The 15,961-nt window shown below is 33.4% G+C and carries 15 protein-coding genes; 13 read left to right on the top strand and 2 right to left on the bottom strand.

Going from position 1 to position 15,961, the window contains the following annotated elements; all coding sequences use genetic code 11:
- Positions 1-222: 222 nt before the first annotated feature.
- Both MHB70_RS15520 and bshB2 read left to right on the top strand, forming a co-directional pair.
- Positions 223-573: a YojF family protein gene (locus MHB70_RS15520; RefSeq protein WP_000407039.1), complete on the top strand. Its 351-nt coding sequence runs from the start codon at positions 223-225 to the stop codon at positions 571-573.
- A 15-nt stretch (positions 574-588) separates the two neighbouring features.
- Positions 589-1,251, top strand: a complete 663-nt coding sequence (gene bshB2 / locus MHB70_RS15515) for a bacillithiol biosynthesis deacetylase BshB2 (RefSeq protein WP_000439466.1) — start codon at positions 589-591, stop codon at positions 1,249-1,251.
- Positions 1,252-1,364: 113 nt separating this feature from the next.
- Here bshB2 and MHB70_RS15510 read toward each other — a convergent pair whose 3' ends face one another.
- A complete protein-coding gene (locus tag MHB70_RS15510) occupies positions 1,365-2,108 on the bottom strand; it encodes an SDR family NAD(P)-dependent oxidoreductase (protein WP_000768009.1) in 744 nt (247 codons plus the stop codon).
- A gap of 579 nt (positions 2,109-2,687) precedes the next feature.
- Here MHB70_RS15510 and MHB70_RS15505 point away from each other — a divergent pair.
- From MHB70_RS15505 to MHB70_RS15460, 10 genes are all read left to right on the top strand, one after another.
- Complete coding sequence (locus MHB70_RS15505) at positions 2,688-3,077, top strand: hypothetical protein (protein WP_000608943.1); 390 nt, start codon at positions 2,688-2,690, stop codon at positions 3,075-3,077.
- 664 nt (positions 3,078-3,741) lie between these two features.
- On the top strand, positions 3,742-4,020 hold the full coding sequence (locus MHB70_RS15500) for a hypothetical protein (RefSeq protein WP_000693588.1): 279 nt from the start codon (positions 3,742-3,744) through the stop codon (positions 4,018-4,020).
- A gap of 411 nt (positions 4,021-4,431) precedes the next feature.
- Entirely contained in the window at positions 4,432-4,656 is a 225-nt protein-coding gene (locus MHB70_RS15495) for a hemolysin XhlA family protein (protein ID WP_000390465.1), read from the top strand.
- Between the two features lie 581 nt (positions 4,657-5,237).
- The gene (locus tag MHB70_RS15490) at positions 5,238-5,774 is read left to right on the top strand and encodes a DinB family protein (RefSeq protein WP_061530508.1); all 537 of its coding nucleotides are present in this window, start codon (positions 5,238-5,240) and stop codon (positions 5,772-5,774) included.
- A gap of 1,062 nt (positions 5,775-6,836) precedes the next feature.
- Complete coding sequence (locus MHB70_RS15485; RefSeq protein ID WP_000486799.1) at positions 6,837-7,061, top strand: hypothetical protein; 225 nt, start codon at positions 6,837-6,839, stop codon at positions 7,059-7,061.
- Positions 7,062-7,249: 188 nt separating this feature from the next.
- Positions 7,250-7,435, top strand: a complete 186-nt coding sequence (locus tag MHB70_RS15480) for a hypothetical protein (RefSeq protein ID WP_001253134.1) — start codon at positions 7,250-7,252, stop codon at positions 7,433-7,435.
- Positions 7,436-7,869: 434 nt separating this feature from the next.
- The gene (locus MHB70_RS15475) at positions 7,870-9,177 is read left to right on the top strand and encodes a condensation domain-containing protein (protein WP_000434824.1); all 1,308 of its coding nucleotides are present in this window, start codon (positions 7,870-7,872) and stop codon (positions 9,175-9,177) included.
- 605 nt (positions 9,178-9,782) lie between these two features.
- Positions 9,783-10,982, top strand: coding sequence for a multidrug effflux MFS transporter (locus tag MHB70_RS15470; protein ID WP_000758026.1), 1,200 nt, complete (start codon positions 9,783-9,785; stop codon positions 10,980-10,982).
- A 113-nt stretch (positions 10,983-11,095) separates the two neighbouring features.
- Positions 11,096-12,028 (top strand): GNAT family N-acetyltransferase, encoded by a 933-nt coding sequence (locus tag MHB70_RS15465; RefSeq protein ID WP_061530507.1) that lies wholly within the window; start codon positions 11,096-11,098, stop codon positions 12,026-12,028.
- A gap of 517 nt (positions 12,029-12,545) precedes the next feature.
- Complete coding sequence (locus MHB70_RS15460; RefSeq protein ID WP_001284434.1) at positions 12,546-13,937, top strand: amino acid permease; 1,392 nt, start codon at positions 12,546-12,548, stop codon at positions 13,935-13,937.
- Positions 13,938-13,982: 45 nt separating this feature from the next.
- On the opposite strand, the gene MHB70_RS15455 is transcribed toward MHB70_RS15460, so the two are convergent.
- Positions 13,983-15,002 carry a zinc-binding alcohol dehydrogenase family protein gene (locus tag MHB70_RS15455; RefSeq protein WP_061530506.1) on the bottom strand — a complete coding sequence of 340 codons (1,020 nt, stop codon included), beginning with the start codon at positions 15,000-15,002 and terminating at the stop codon, positions 13,983-13,985.
- A 182-nt stretch (positions 15,003-15,184) separates the two neighbouring features.
- On the opposite strand from MHB70_RS15455, the gene aiiA reads away from it, so the two are divergent.
- Positions 15,185-15,937 carry a quorum-quenching N-acyl homoserine lactonase AiiA gene (gene aiiA, locus MHB70_RS15450; RefSeq protein WP_061530505.1) on the top strand — a complete coding sequence of 251 codons (753 nt, stop codon included), beginning with the start codon at positions 15,185-15,187 and terminating at the stop codon, positions 15,935-15,937.
- Positions 15,938-15,961 lie beyond the last annotated feature (24 nt).

Here is a 15,961-nt window from a genome sequence, read left to right as displayed (position 1 = left end):
ACGTATCCCGATGCATTCATACGGGATAAAATATATTGTAGCAAATTCAAAAAAGAAAGAAAACTATTTAACGAAGTGAAGGAAAAGTTCTGAATTCCACATATGATAAAAAAAATAACAAAACACAGTGCAAATTATTAGGAAAAGTGAGCGTTGTCCTCTAATATAGAGATAGCAATTTACATTATTTTTGCGTAAAATGGTTTAAAGAGGTGAATTCCGATGGAAATAGTAAAAGATAGTTCTCTTATTCAAAATGAAATTGAACGTTTTGTAAATAAAGATGTATATATTCATTTAGAAACAACGAACGGAGCGTATGCGTCACACTTTAATGAAAAGATGATGACAGTTGGAGCATTCATTCGAAATGCAATTATTCGCTTTGAGCGCGGGAAAATAACTGGAACAAACCCATACCGAGTTGGTTTGAAAATGGATCATGGCTGGGTATATGCAGAAGGTATTACGCACTGGGAAGTAGACGATAAAGAGCGTTTATTACTAGCAGGGCATGATAACCAAGGTCGCTTAGCGGTAGCACTTGAGTTAAGCTTAACGCCATTTAAGTAAGAAGGAGGGAAACTTATGGAGAGACATGTACTTGTTGTATTTCCGCATCCAGATGATGAAGCATTTGCTGCGGGAGGGACAATTCGCTTATTAACAGATCAAGGAGTACCTGTAACGTATGCATGTGGTACTCTTGGACAAATGGGACGTAACATGGGGAAGAATGTATTCGCTAACCGTGAAACGATTCCAAATATCCGTGAAAAAGAATTAAAAGATGCATGTGAAGCGATGGGGATTCAAGATTTAAGAATGCTCGGTTTCCATGATAAAACGTTAGAATTTGAAGATGTTGATTTCGTTGCAGATAAAATCGAAGCGATAATTCAAGAAGTAAATCCATCTCGAATTATTACATTTTATCCAGAACACGGCGTACATCCAGATCATGATGCATTTGGCCGCGCTGTCGTTCGCGCTGTATCACGTATGCCAAAAGAAGAACGTCCAGTTATTCATGCGGTTGCGATTACGAGAAATCGTGAAGCAGTGCTCGGTGAACCGGATGTTGTAAATAATATTAGTGAAGTATTTGAACATAAATTAGCTGCACTAGGCGCGCATCGTTCACAAACAGAAGCAATGCTTGAAGAAACACATGCAAAAATAAAAAACAAAGATGCAGCAACATTGAAATGGCTGCAACTTGAACAATTTTGGACCTATAAATGGGAGTAGGCTAGAAGTATATCTTCTAGTTGCTCTTACATAGAAAAAGCGCCGTCACTTGTGATGGCGCTTTTTCTTGTTAAAGACTATATTTCTTAGAGATGTGCATTGAAATTTTTTCATTAACGTGCAGTATAGCCTCCGTCAACAAGAAGTGTTGTACCATTAACAAAACTAGCATCATCACTTGCTAAAAATAAGACAGCTTTAGCCACTTCTTCTGGTGTTCCAAGTCTGCCTTGTGGATGAAGGGAAGCTAAATATTCTTTCTGTTGAGGATTAACACTACCTAGTAAAGGGGTGTCAATATAACCAGGGCACACCGCATTAATACGTATTCCATATTTAGCGTAGGCAGTACATAAATTTTGAGTTAATAGTTTCACACCACCTTTTGCAGAGGAGTATGCTGTTGGGGTAGGTAATGAAACAAAACTATGAATCGAACCAGCGTTAACGATGACACCACCTGTACCTTGTTTAAGAAATTGTTCAATCGAATATTTATCAGAAAGGAATACCCCAGACAAATTAATATCAATAGTTCTTTTCCACTTTTCATAGGATAATTCGTTTGCCGGTGCATCATCAGCAACGCCGGCATTTGCATACATAATATCTAATTTACCGTATGTACTTACTGTCTCATGAATGAGCTGTTTAATATCTGCCTCTTTTGTTACATCAGTTTTAATAAATAACGTATCATATCCATTTGCGTTCAATTCATCTGATAGGTCTTTTCCACGTTCAGAAAAGTCAGCGATAACTACTTTTGCACCTTCTTCAATAAAAAGACGAACGGTGGATTCGCCAATCCCGCTTGCACCACCAGTTATGATTGCTACTTTGTCTTTTAATTTCATATAAACCTCTCCATTCATTAATGAATTTAAGTCGAATTTTTTGAGCTGGTTATGTCACTATTAACCTTAAATAGTAAGTAGATAGAAGAAAAAGTTCGCGTTTACTTAACTGTGAAAGTACTGAATTTTTCTTTATTGTACTTTTTTATACAGTGATGAACGAAAATATTAATTGGGTCAATTTTATCATTAGATTGAATATTCGGTAAAGCATTCTCGAATAAAGTGACTGCTGAAGTTTAACGACTAACCTACATAGATATAACGAGGGGTATTTACATATAGTTTCTCTTTTTTATTTTAGTAATTAACAAATTTTTAAACTTGCTGATGATGTAGTGCAATTAAATAAATGGGTTGTTTTTAGATTAACTAAAACTAAAAAAACAGTAAAAATAAAATGTTATATAATAATTATTTATTGAAAAACGATAAATATCGTGTTAATATCAAATTGAAAATTAGTAAGAGAGGTGCTTTTTATAAAATGTAAAACGAATGTTATGTACTAAAAAGAAATTGATAGAAATTAGGAAAGTTATATATCTTAATAGCAAAAGAAGAAAAAGGAGTTAGAGCATGATTAATAAAACAGTAAAAAAAGTTATCTTGTTTGCAGGTGGTTTGTATATTACTTATTTAGTAGGTGTAGTTATTTTAGCGGAATCTATACCGTATCCTACATTTCAGCAATTAAAGGCAGCCGAAAAAGTAGTTGAACGCTATGTAGGTGAAAATAATGGAGTGGAAATGATAAATACATCTAGCAGCTTCACGGCTGAGATGTTCGATCGTACAATTCATATTGAAGGAAATTCAAAGGAGAATCCGGAACAAGTATTTCGAATGGATTTAGACCGAGTTTCTAATGAAAATGAAAAAATAACCGAAAAATCGATAAATAAAATTTGTAAATCAAATGATGCAGGAGAGAATTTTACGTGTGCTGATGCTGAAAAGTTAAAATGAACATGCAGTGTTATTTATAGTATATAGCTAAAGATAGGAATGCGTAACAGCACAACTACTACTCTAGTTAAATAGGAAAAGCCTCGCAGGGGGGCGAGGCTTTAAACAGGGTATTAAAAATTATCGATTCATTAAGAATAACTTTTTCGAATAAACTAATTTTAGCATGATAACTCATGTATATGTGTTACGAATTTATGAACAAAAAATCAATCATAAAAATACGGGGAAGATGATAATTTATTTGAAATATATTACATAATTTTCAAGTGAGAAATAAAAAAGCAGCAATGAGCAAAATAATTTAGAGCCGCATTATATTAAACATAAGTGGTACTTCTAATATTAATCTGCTTCATTATATTGTTATTACCAATGCTACAGAATGCGTGAAGTGGTTTAGTAATGTTAAAACAAGAAATTCTCAGAATTTACGGGTTTAAAATGAAAAAATTTTAGTCATTGGACACAAGGGGGATTCTATATTAATTGGTTAAGTGGTTGAAAGAGAGACTTTGTTTATTTCGTTTCTTTTTCACTTAATTCATTAGAAATGATATCTAGTAATGATACATATGAAGCGTATATTTTGAATTAACTAATAGAATAATATATATTTATATTGATTTAATGATTTTAATTTATTAAAAATGAGGAAATCAATATGAAGATTAAATTTGCCGTAATAAAAGATGAAAACTTTGATTTTAGTTTATTAGAAACAAAATTATTGAAAACCTTTAAAGAAGTAGATTTTGAAGCAGATATTGTAAAGGTTGAAGATAAGATTTTTGAGGGAAATAATATTCAAACGAATTTAGCTGAAATCACCATTAATGTTACTGGAAAAAATATCGGCTATAGGTCCGTTTCAGCTAGTATATTTATTGTTCTAGAAAGTTTATCATTACAGTTATTTCAAATTAATATTAGTTTACATTAAGCAGCTAAAAAAGAGAATTTCTTCAGAAAATTATACTGACTATAATGAGTTGTAAATATGAGAATGGTGATTTAAATAATAGTAATTATTGTAGGTGCTCCCGTATGTTGGATTGCACCTTGTTTGTTATTAAAGAAATAAAAAAGCCTTTAAATAAGATGAAAGTCTTTATGAAACGGCATATAAAGAGTGTTCAGGATACGTTATGAAAGTAGAATAATTCAATGCTTATTCATATCGCATGTTATTTAAATGCTTGTTTATACAGAAAAATGGAAATGTGTAAATAATTCAATTAGATTGTACAAATAATTTGGTGCGCGAATATACGGAATGTATTCACGGGTAAAAGAGTTGTCTCATAATATATATATAGATTTTTCTATTAAGATGAACAGAGGGTGTGAATATATGGAAGATGTTTACGCGAAAATTGACAGCCTAAAAGCAGAGCAAAAAGAAATTATGAGAGACATTCGTACTTTAGAAACGCGTACCACTATTAATGAGAAAGACATAGCAACAATCAATAAGCAATTAGAGAAAATAAGTACAAACACAACTTGGATTTTGCGAATTATTATTAGTGCGATAGTAATGTCAGTTTTAGGATTGATATTAAAAGGGATTATTTAACCTTGTAAAATGGCTCAATATAAACGAAAGAGGGGCAATTCTCCCTCTTTTTATTATACGAATGAGAAATGGCTTTCCTCCAAGCGTTAAATGAAGGTGGAGGACGAACCTATTTTTTGCAAAAAAACTGAAACAATGTGCTAAACGAGTTTTATAAACTGAATCCAATTAGGAATGGATACTATAAGAACCGAGCATTATTTGTCAACGAAAAGAGTATTTAGGTCCTTCACATTATACTTGGCACAAAGCATATAGCAGTTAGATAAAACATACTATGCATGTATACGTATAAAATGTTTATTTTTAGATACAAATCAATTATAAATACTGAAAAATAGACCTACATAAATAGAGTCCTTTTTTAGTTTTAAAATTTTTAATTACTACTAGAACAATATGGATCTATTGAAAAATGTTCTAGATTGTAGCCTCATGTAGAAAACTTTGTAATAGAATCAAACCGCTTACCTTAAGTTGATGAACATATATGGAGACCGTTTGTTTTGTAATTTAAATAATTAGATTAATGTGATAACATTTTGAGGTAGGGTGTAAATGAAATACTGAGGAGGATAAGTATGCAAAAGAGACCAGGAACAAATGAATATAATTCATACTACTCAACGTACATAAAATTAGTACCAGATGGAGATATCATACATATTCTAGAGCAACAAATGAAGGAAACGAATCTTTTATTGAAGGATATTTCTGATAGTGAAGGACATTTTCGATATGCCCCTAATAAATGGAGTATAAAAGAAGTAATCGGTCATATTGCAGATACTGAACGTATTATGGCATATCGTTTGCTGTCCAGAGCAAGAGGTGAGACAGCAGAACTTCCTGGCTATAATGACGATATGTATGTTCTTAGAGCAGCTTTTGATAAGCAATCTATGCAAGATCTTCTTACGAATTTAACAGTTGTTCGCCAATCTACTGTGTATTTACTTAAAAGTTTAGATAAAGATGCCTGGTTGCAAAGGGGAATTGCGAACAATTCTGAAGTCACGGTTCGTGCATTAGCAAACATTATTGCTGGTCATGAGCTTCATCATCGGCAAATTATAAAAGTACGTTATTTTGGGGCTAATGCATTTACAGAATGTTAAAATACGGAAAATAAAAGATGATGATTTGTAAAAAAATTACGATTCATCATCTTTTTATTTTTTCTCAATGACCAAATATTACTTAACAGTGGCAAGCTTAATTTATAAGAAAAGAATGACTACATTAGCAACAAGGGTTTAAAGAAAGGGGGATTGATAGTAAGTTGTTTAATTAAAATGGTAAAGAGTAACTTTTACCTTACTTTTTGTTATAAATAAAGGAGCAGTTAGCAAAAGCTAACTGCTCATCTCCAAGGGGGAGCAAGGAGAAAAATCTAATGTCATCTACAGTGTTGACGGAATATGGAGTTTTATTCAGGGGATTTACTGATTATGTAGGTTACATAAAAAGTCCTATTAACATTCAGGCTATTCCGATTAGAATTAAAGATTTGAGTGTAATCTAAAACTTTTTTTCTGGCTTTTGAAATTCTAAAAAGCCTTTTCGTAAGAGCAGAAATAAACCCGCTTCAAGACAGAGGAAAACAACTAGACCAAGAAATTAAAAGTACAAAAGGGATTTATTATGAGAGTAAGGAAGAAATCGAAATTACCTTTGAATACTTAAGAAAAGAAATTGATAATGATGATGATGATGAGAGTCAGCAAATTATTACAGATTACAAAGAGGTATCTTAAAATAAAACTAGAAAAGCATCCAAAACTATTGTTTTTTCTTTTTTAATATAGAAATTACACATTAAACATATATTTATACGTGTTGTTACTAAACGCTAAGGAATAGTAATAAAAAAATGATGCTGATAAAACTGTATAAAAATAAAAAGAATCCTAAGATGGGGAATGTTTTATGAAAGTTGATCATGATAAACCTCCTTGATATATAAAGTATTTTAATATATTGTTGGTCTATTTAGAAGGAAAAACATAATTTGGTACATGTTAAACGAAAATTTGAACAAACTAGATATTGGAATAAATGATGCCTTCCTTAAAATAACCTTAATTAAAATATAGCTTTAATAACATTTGGGAATTAAATGGTATAATTTTCTAGGATAACCTAAATAAAGTTTATTTTAGAAAAGAGGTAGAGGGGAAATGTTTCAAAAGCTTAAGTTTTATTTAATGAGCATTTTAATTAGTTCAATGTTAGGTGGAATTATTATAGGTGCTAATTTCTTGGTCCATAACATATATAATTTGGTTGCAGGTAAAGAGTATCATTTTAATATGTGGTCTTCTATTATTATATTTAGTGTTGTATTTATTTCGGGCTTCTCGTACATGTTGAAGAAGGGGCCAGATATATTTGTTAATGATTAAATTAATAGCAATTATCAATAGGTGTTGCCGTGTGATTCGGTTGAAGTCTTTTCTAGCGTGTTAGTTATCTCAATATATATGTATCTCTTGGCACCTGGGCGAGGGTGCTCTCTTTTTATCGAAGGAATAATAAAATGTATATAATATAATTAATAGATTTATATTTGAATCTGAGGGGTACAAATTCGATGCGACGTAAAAAGGATTTGTTGAAACAATGGAAGGTGGATTTACAGGCTATTCAAGAAGAGAAGAGGATGAAGAAGAAGGCTAAAAATAAGAAATATAGCATTCCTGGTAATACAGCTGGATTCATGAATGGAAAGCATACTTATCGTAAAGAGAATGGGGTATGGAAGCAAAGAAATAAATGACGTGAGGATAAATAGATTTCATTAAGTTTGTAGCATTATTCTAGGCGTTCCCATGATTTGGGTGGCGTCTTGTTTGTTGTTTATGAAGTAATCCCTAAACGTATTATATTATTGTTTTTAATTAACAGATATAAAAAATGATTTATTTGTTTTATTGATAATTCGTAAACATTATTATAATATGTTTGTATATGAGTAGACTAAAAGTGTTTTTGTTTGATTATATTAAAAGATGGGGGATATCGATAACAATAAAATAATGGGTATATCACCTACAAAAAGCTGCAAAAGGAATGGAAGCAGTATGGAAAAGGTGCTTTCGTGAAAAAATTCGAAAAATAAGCAGTATTAGCTCTTGAAGAAAAATGACTAGAAAAGTTACAACTAGATGGAGCATAAGGTTATACAAAAAATCTTAAAAGGGGGACAAAATTATGGAACAAGGAAAGTATTCAGTAACACCTCAAGATCGAATGAATTATTTATTAGGTCTTTATTCTGCAGATCAACAAATTAATGCGGTTCTTTATTTTCCTGTAGGTCTATCAAAGGAAATACTTGAACAATCAGTAAGGATAACATTACAATTGCAGCCAGTTTTGAATAGTCGATTTGTAGAAAATGATACTCCTTACTGGGAGGAACATTCATCTGGCACTAACTCATCTATTTGCTTTTTTGCAGAAGGAAATGATCAAGAACTTGAAATAATGGCAATAGATTTTATTAAGGAACCTGGTGATCGTATTCAGGGGCCTATGGTTCAAACAATATTATTACGAGGCACTACAACAGATATGTTAGTTGTGAAATTATCTCATCTATGTTCAGATGGTGCAGGAGTCAAGGAATATATTAATTTGCTTGGAGCGATTTATACGCACCTTTCCTTAGGAGGATCTAAGGATCAAATTATAAAGGAATTTGGTGAGGGAAATGAGAGTTTTCGAGATCAATCACATGTATTCAAATATGCTGGAATATCGGACGTAAAAAGTGCGTATCGTCCTAACCAAGAACAGCAGGCATCGTTATGGTCTTTTCCATCTCAACCCAACAAAAATAAATCCCCCAAAATGTCTGTAGGGCGGTTGAGCCGTGAACAAACTCTATGTCTAACCAAATGGACAAAAGCACAACAGGCTACCTTGAATGATGTAATCATGACTGCATACTTCCGTGCTTTATCACATTTCACTGTGTATGCAGAACCTCGCACCGCAGAAAAAATGATCGGTTTGACAATTGATTTACGTCGATATCTGCCTAATTATACGACTGGTGCTATTTGCAACTTATCCGGAATGGAAATGCCAGTGATTAAAATGGAAGATGGTGAATCATTTAATCAGACTCTTGTTCGAGTTAAACAATCAATGGATAAAATAAAGGGCCAAAATCCAGGTCTTTCTTCAGCGGCAGGAATGGAGATACTGGCAGGTATGAAGCTATCTACGGTGAAGGAAATGTATAATCAGCAATACGAGCAGGCTGTACAGATGGGGATGGCATTGCCATTAATGACAAATTTCGGGGTGATCGCTGATGAACCTATTCAGTTTGGTGAAATTCAAGCTGAGGACGGGTATATGACATCACCCATTATGTATGCACCATTCTTTTCAATGGGAGCAAGCACTTATAATGGAAGACTTACATTTACGATTGGTTATCATGCGCCGGATACATCAAAAGAAAAGGTAGACAAATTTTTAGAATGTGTTATTAATCAGCTATCATAAATAAAATAAAAGAGAATATAGCGCAAAATTTTCTAACAGAATTGTATTTTAGGCGCTCGTCTTATGTACGGCTAATCCCTTTTATAAACGCTATATTTAACGGAAAGATCTTACTCCAGATAAAAGTTTATCTTCAAATGCTTCATAAATTATTTTTGTTAAATTTTCTCTGATTGCACCTATCTTTATGTTTTAGATTTATGGGGAATCGTAGTGAAAAACAATTTGCAACACGAGAAAAACAAAATAGATCAGCATAAAAGTACTAAAAAAGTGAGAAAAGAGCTGACTTAAACTATATTTTGAATCAGCTCTTTTTACTGTTTTTTGAAATGAATTAGTTTTCAGATAATATAAAAATGATAATCTTCTAACAAATAATCAAGGCATCAACACTAGAAAAGTAGAGATAATATGTAATATAATTGAAAAAGTATATTTAAAAATCAATGTTAATATTACCCTCCTATAAGTATTAACATACGTAATTGAGGTGTTTTCTTTGTTGTTTTATGATCGAATTTCTATAATGGCCCCTCCTGTTCCGTAGCTTAGGAAAGTCTTTTTATTTCTGAGATTTTCAAAGTTATAGGAGGGTATGAAAAATGAAAAAAGTCTCAGTACCATCACTTTGGTTAATGATTATTCTTGTGGCATTTCCGCAAATTAGTGAAACAATTTATACACCGTCTTTACCAGACATTTCAAAGGCGTTACATGTAAGTAATAATGAGGTGCAGTTAACGCTTAGTGTTTATTTTGCTGGATTTGCTTTAGGTGTATTTTTTATTGGATGGTTATCCGATATAATTGGTCGTCGCCCGGCGATGTTACTTGGAATTGTCATATATGGCGCGGGGAGCTTCTTATGCTTTATTGCAAGTTCCATTGAATTTTTATTGTTAAGTCGTTTTATTCAGGCGTTTGGAGCAAGTGCAGGATCAGTTGTGACGCAAACGATTCTTCGTGAAAGTGTAGAAGGGCATAAACGTCACGTTATGTTTGCTCAAATTTCGGCAGTCATTGCTTTTACACCAGCAATAGGACCGTTAATTGGTGGCTTTCTTGATCAAATGTTTGGATTTAAAATAGTATTTTTAAGTTTAGTAGTTATGAGTATCGGAATTTTGCTGTATACGTTTGTTTCTCTTCCAGAAACAAAAACGGGTGCAGTAACGGATAAAATAAATGTGTTTTCTGTTTTAAAACGGTTGATTACAAATCCGAAAGTAGTAACATATGGGCTATTAATTGGAGGAGCGAATGGCGTTTTATTTAGCTATTATGCAGAAGCGCCGTTTATCTTTATTGAATACTTTAAGTTATCGCCTAGTATGTACGGATTTCTAGGAATTGTTGTTGCTTCCGCTTCTATTATTGGGGCGAAATTTTCAAAGCGGTTACTTACCACTTATAAACCAGAGAAAATTATATATATCGGTTGTTTTGTAATGACAGGTGGAGCAGTCGCTTTATCTATTATTACTTCAGTTGGATCAAATCCAAACATAATATATATGATTGGATTTTTAGTAGCGATGTTTATATTGCTATTAGGAATTGGGGTAGCATTACCTAACTGTTTAAGTTTAGCATTAGTAGATTTTCAAGATGTCATTGGTACAGCTGGAGCATTGTTTAGCTTAGGGTACTATATAATAGTGACGGTGACAATTTGGGGAATGAGTCAACTTCATACGGGCTCGTTACTGGTGATGCCACTTTATTTTCTAGCTATTGTAGCTATCATGTTGGTGTTTACTAAGGTGTTTATTGTTGGTAAACGAGTTGAAAAAGCAGTTTAATTATGTATTAGAAAAAGAGTCTCATTGGAAAATGAGGCTCTTTTTTATTATTTTTTAATAAATCATTAGAATAGTTTTGAAATTAAGTTAATTAAAAAGAAAGAAGGTACAATATGAACGGTCTAAATGTTAAAGCAACTACACAAGAAGATTTACAACAAATTTTAAAACTATGTACAATTTATGATCAAGCCATTTACGGTGAAGTTGATACAACGGTAGAGGATATTACGAACTCATGGAAAGGTATTGATGTTAGTAAAAGTTCTTACGTTGTTATGAAAGAAGAAGAAATAATTGCTTATGGTATTTTGACAGGGAGTGAAAGACAGTTTCCATCTGCTGTACTTATTCATTCTAATTATATGAATCAAGGTATTGAACAAATAATATGGTCAAAGCTTGAAGGGTGGGCTAAGGAGCTTGTTAGTAATTCGTCTTGCTCGAATGGCACGATTGTAACACAAGCAAATAATTTCTATGAGGAAAAAATGTTAGAAGAAGCTGGTTTTATTCCAACTCGTATTTGGTGGAGGATGGGGATTGAATTGCAGGGGAATGTTCCATCACCAATATGGCCAAATGGGGTTACAGTGCGACATTACATACCGGGTGTGGATGATGGGAGATTACATCAAGCTTTTAATGAAGCCTTTGCGGAGCACTGGAATTCGCAACCTTCTACGTTAGAAGAGTTTTTGCAACGTACTGAAAGAGATGGGTTTCATCCTACATTATGGTCACTAGCAATGGCTGGGGATGAGGTAGTTGGTTTTATATTTAGTAAAAAGGGTACTGATAATAAAACTGAAATTACGCATCTAGGTGTAAGATGTTCTAAGCGGAAACAAGGGTTAGGATTATCACTATTAAACCATGCATATAGTCAATTGTACGAAGAAGGGACTTTAAAAGTTCAACTGAATGTAGATTCTGAAAATATTACAGGCGCACCTCGCGTATATGAAGCAGCTGGAATGGAAGTACAGAGTAAATTTGTTCGCTTTGATAAGGAGATCCTTGCTAAGGGTGTATATGGTATGTAACTTTACTAATATATTATATTCTTGTTTGAGATGTTAATAGAGTGTTTAAAAAGTATGAAAATAAATTTTGAAAATGGTAGTAGCAATAGGAATGAAATTCTTTTAAAATACGTTATCAACTATAAAGATTGAAGTACATGAGATGTGAAACCGAGGAAGATATGCTCTCCTCGGTTATTTATATTGTAATAATATTCATATCGGAACCATTTTGAATAGATGTATTTTATTGCTAATTCAGTTAAAAATTAAACATAATTATGCATATTAATTTATTGAAAAAATAATTGAATTTTTCAGATAAATGAATTAATATAAAATAAGTAATTTTAAGATTTATAGAATATTGGAAGATGAAAGGTTTTGAGAATTTTGTAAGAGGCAAAAAACGATTTTAGGATAGCTTTAAAGCTAGTGTAAAATGACGTTTGCTTCATCATTTTCAGGCCAAAAGGAATTAGGGGAAAGCATCTTATTTTAAAATGCGGCTATGAATCATCTAAGAGGGGGAAGTGAAGTGGCAAACAAAGAATTGAAAAGAGGTTTAGAAGCACGTCATATTCAAATGATTGCTTTAGGCGGAACAATTGGTGTTGGTTTGTTTATGGGTTCAGCTAGCACGATTAAGTGGACAGGTCCGTCAGTAATGCTTGCCTATGCAATTGCAGGTATTTTTATCTTCTTCATCATGCGTGCCATGGGAGAAATGTTGTATATGGAGCCAAGTACAGGTTCATTTGCGACGTTCGGTCATAAGTATATTCACCCGTTAGCTGGTTATATGACAGCGTGGAGTAACTGGTTCCAGTGGGTTATCGTTGGGATGTCAGAGATTATCGCAGTTGGAGCGTATATGCAATATTGGTTCCCAGGTCTACCGGCTTGGATACCAGGTGTGATTGCAATGGTTATTCTTGGTGCAGCTAACTTAATTTCTGTTAAGTCATTTGGTGAATTTGAATTTTGGTTTGCGATGATTAAAATCGTTACGATTTTATTAATGATTATTGCTGGATTTGGCCTTATTTTCTTCGGAATTGGTAACGGCGGAGAAGCGATTGGCATATCTAATCTTTGGTCAAATGGCGGTTTCTTTACAGGTGGTTTTTCAGGATTCTTCTTTGCATTATCACTTGTAGTTGGAGCATATCAAGGTGTGGAATTAATTGGGATCACTGCTGGTGAAGCGAAAGATCCGAAGAAGACACTTACAAGAGCGATTCAAAGTACAATTTGGCGTATTTTAATATTCTATATTGGTGCTATTTTCGTTATTGTAACTGTGTATCCGTGGGATCAATTAAGTACAATTGGTAGTCCGTTCGTGGCAACTTTTGCGAAGGTTGGTATTACGGCAGCGGCTGGACTTATTAACTTCGTTGTTATTACAGCGGCGATGTCTGGCTGTAATAGTGGTATTTATAGTGCTGGACGTATGCTGTATACGTTAGGTGTAAATGGACAAGCACCGAAATACTTTACGAAAATTTCTAGTAACGGTGTTCCATTATTTGGTACAGTTGGTGTAATAATTGGTTTAGCGGTTGGTGTAGTTTTAAGTTATATTGCGCCAAAAAACTTATTTGTATATGTGTATAGTGCGAGTGTACTTCCAGGTATGGTACCATGGTTCGTCATTTTAATTAGTCAAATTCGTTTTAGAAAAGAAAAAGGGGCAGAGATGAAAGATCATCCGTTCAAAATGCCATTTGCTCCTGTTACAAACTATTTAACGATTGCCTTTTTAATTATGGTATTAATCGGAATGTGGTTTAACGATGATACTCGTATCTCACTAGTTGTAGGTATTGTTTTCTTAGCTATCGTTACAATTAGTTTCTATGCTTTCGGAATAGGGAAGCGAGCGCCATTAGATACTCAAAATGATCAAGAGATTTCAAGTAAATAAAGGTAAAAAAAGTCCGATTTCTTCTTTAGAAATCGGACTTTTTTATTAAAACTTCTCTAATACAATCTTCCCAATTGTACGTCCACTCTCAAGTAATGCATGTGCTTTCTTTAAGTTTTCAGCGTTAATTGGTGCTAATGTTTCATTTAAAGTGGTCTTTAAAATACCTTCATCTAATAATTCGCTCACTTTATTTAATAGTTCATGCTGCGTAATCATATCACCAGTTTCATACATCGGCTTTGTGAACATAAACTCCCAAACAAAGGTCGCACTTTTACTTTTTAGAATGCCCATTTCAAGAGGATGTTCATTTTCTACGATAGAGCAAATTTTACCTTGTGGTTTAATTACTTCACCTATACCATGCCAATGCTGATCTGTATTATTTAAGCAGAAAATATAATCTACATCGTTGAATCCAAGGCTTTGTAGTTGCTCTTTTAAAGGTTTATGATGGTTAATTGTATGGTCAGCTCCAAAGTTTTTCACCCATGCTATCGTTTCATCGCGAGACGCAGTTGCGATTACATTTAATCCAGCCCATTTCGCAAGCTGAATTGCGATTGAACCGACACCACCAGCTCCGCCGATAATTAAAATGTTTTTAAATGTATTTTCGCTTTTCTTAGCGTAATTAATGCCTAAACGCTCGAATAAACCTTCCCACGCCGTAATAGCTGTTAAAGGAATTGCTGCAGATTCAGTATCACTTAAAGTTTTAGATTTTTTACCAACGATTCTTTCATCAACTAGGTGGTATTCACTATATGTACCTTGTCTCGTAATACTTCCAGCGTAAAACACTTCATCGCCTTCTTTAAATAACGTACAACTTTCGCCAGTTTGTACGACAACACCACTAGCATCCCAGCCAAGTATTTTCGCTACATCTTCTTTTTTATCTTTCGGAGAGCGAACTTTTGCATCAACTGGATTAACGGAAATCGCGTTAATTTTAACAAGTATATCTCTTCCTACGGCAACAGGTCTTTCAACTTCAATATCAATTAAACTGTTTTCTTCTTCAATAGGTAAGTATTCATGTAAACCAATTGCTTTCATTTGTAGTCCCTCCATTAAAGTAAGAATCATTTACTCCTTTATTATAGATGGTGAAATGCTGTTATGTAAAAAGTACATTTTTTTGTATGCTGGAATGAAAGAGTAGAAGGAGTTTATTTCTAAAAAGTAGAATTTTTTACTGTATTGTTTTATTCAAAACGAAATGTAAAGGTGGATACATAATGACGGTAAAGAAGCTTTATTTCGTGCCAGCTGGTCGTTGTATGTTAGATCATTCTTCTGTTAATAGTACGCTCGCACCGGGGAATTTATTAAACTTACCAGTATGGTGTTATTTATTGGAGACAGAAGAAGGGCCAATTTTAGTAGATACAGGTATGCCAGAAAGTGCGGTTAATAATGAAAATTTATTTGACGGTACATTTGTTGAAGGGCAGATTTTACCGAAAATGACTGAAGAAGATAGGATCGTAAATATTTTAAAACGCGTTGGTTATGAGCCGGAAGACCTTCTTTATATTATTAGTTCTCACTTGCATTTTGATCATGCAGGGGGAAATGGTACTTTTACAAATACACCGATTCTTGTGCAGCGTGCTGAATATGAGACGGCACAACATAGTGAAGAATATTTGAAAGAATGTATATTGCCGAATTTAAACTACAAAATCATTGAAGGGGATTATGAAGTCGTACCAGGTGTTCAATTATTGTATACACCAGGACATACTCCAGGACATCAGTCACTATTCATTGAGACGGAAAACTCTGGCCCAGTGTTATTAACGATCGATGCATCGTATACGAAAGAGAATTTTGAAGATGAAGTGCCGTTCGCGGGGGTTGATTCGGAATTAGCTTTATCTTCAATTAAGCGTTTAAAAGAAATTGTTAGGAAAGAGAACCCAATTGTTTTCTTTGGACATGATATAGAGCAGGAAAAGAGCTGTAAAGTGTTCCCGGAATATATATAGTGCAAAAAGTCATGAGTTCGCGTG

The sequence above is a fragment of the Bacillus sp. FSL M7-1020 genome, assembly GCF_038050415.1.
Taxonomy (GTDB): domain Bacteria; phylum Bacillota; class Bacilli; order Bacillales; family Bacillaceae_G; genus Bacillus_A; species Bacillus_A toyonensis.
Note: the sequence above shows the minus strand (reverse complement) of the source record. Positions and strands in the feature narration are given on the sequence as shown.

What these genes read in the sequence shown, in the direction of transcription:
- MHB70_RS15520 (WP_000407039.1), top strand. Translation starts at nt 223, where the DNA reads ATGGAAATAGTAAAAGATAGTTCTCTTATTCAAAATGAAATTGAACGT.
- bshB2 (WP_000439466.1), top strand. Translation starts at nt 589, where the DNA reads ATGGAGAGACATGTACTTGTTGTATTTCCGCATCCAGATGATGAAGCA.
- MHB70_RS15510 (WP_000768009.1), bottom strand. Translation starts at nt 2,108, where the DNA reads ATGAAATTAAAAGACAAAGTAGCAATCATAACTGGTGGTGCAAGCGGG.
- MHB70_RS15505 (WP_000608943.1), top strand. Translation starts at nt 2,688, where the DNA reads ATGATTAATAAAACAGTAAAAAAAGTTATCTTGTTTGCAGGTGGTTTG.
- MHB70_RS15500 (WP_000693588.1), top strand. Translation starts at nt 3,742, where the DNA reads ATGAAGATTAAATTTGCCGTAATAAAAGATGAAAACTTTGATTTTAGT.
- MHB70_RS15495 (WP_000390465.1), top strand. Translation starts at nt 4,432, where the DNA reads ATGGAAGATGTTTACGCGAAAATTGACAGCCTAAAAGCAGAGCAAAAA.
- MHB70_RS15490 (WP_061530508.1), top strand. Translation starts at nt 5,238, where the DNA reads ATGCAAAAGAGACCAGGAACAAATGAATATAATTCATACTACTCAACG.
- MHB70_RS15485 (WP_000486799.1), top strand. Translation starts at nt 6,837, where the DNA reads ATGTTTCAAAAGCTTAAGTTTTATTTAATGAGCATTTTAATTAGTTCA.
- MHB70_RS15480 (WP_001253134.1), top strand. Translation starts at nt 7,250, where the DNA reads ATGCGACGTAAAAAGGATTTGTTGAAACAATGGAAGGTGGATTTACAG.
- MHB70_RS15475 (WP_000434824.1), top strand. Translation starts at nt 7,870, where the DNA reads ATGGAACAAGGAAAGTATTCAGTAACACCTCAAGATCGAATGAATTAT.
- MHB70_RS15470 (WP_000758026.1), top strand. Translation starts at nt 9,783, where the DNA reads ATGAAAAAAGTCTCAGTACCATCACTTTGGTTAATGATTATTCTTGTG.
- MHB70_RS15465 (WP_061530507.1), top strand. Translation starts at nt 11,096, where the DNA reads ATGAACGGTCTAAATGTTAAAGCAACTACACAAGAAGATTTACAACAA.
- MHB70_RS15455 (WP_061530506.1), bottom strand. Translation starts at nt 15,002, where the DNA reads ATGAAAGCAATTGGTTTACATGAATACTTACCTATTGAAGAAGAAAAC.
- aiiA (WP_061530505.1), top strand. Translation starts at nt 15,185, where the DNA reads ATGACGGTAAAGAAGCTTTATTTCGTGCCAGCTGGTCGTTGTATGTTA.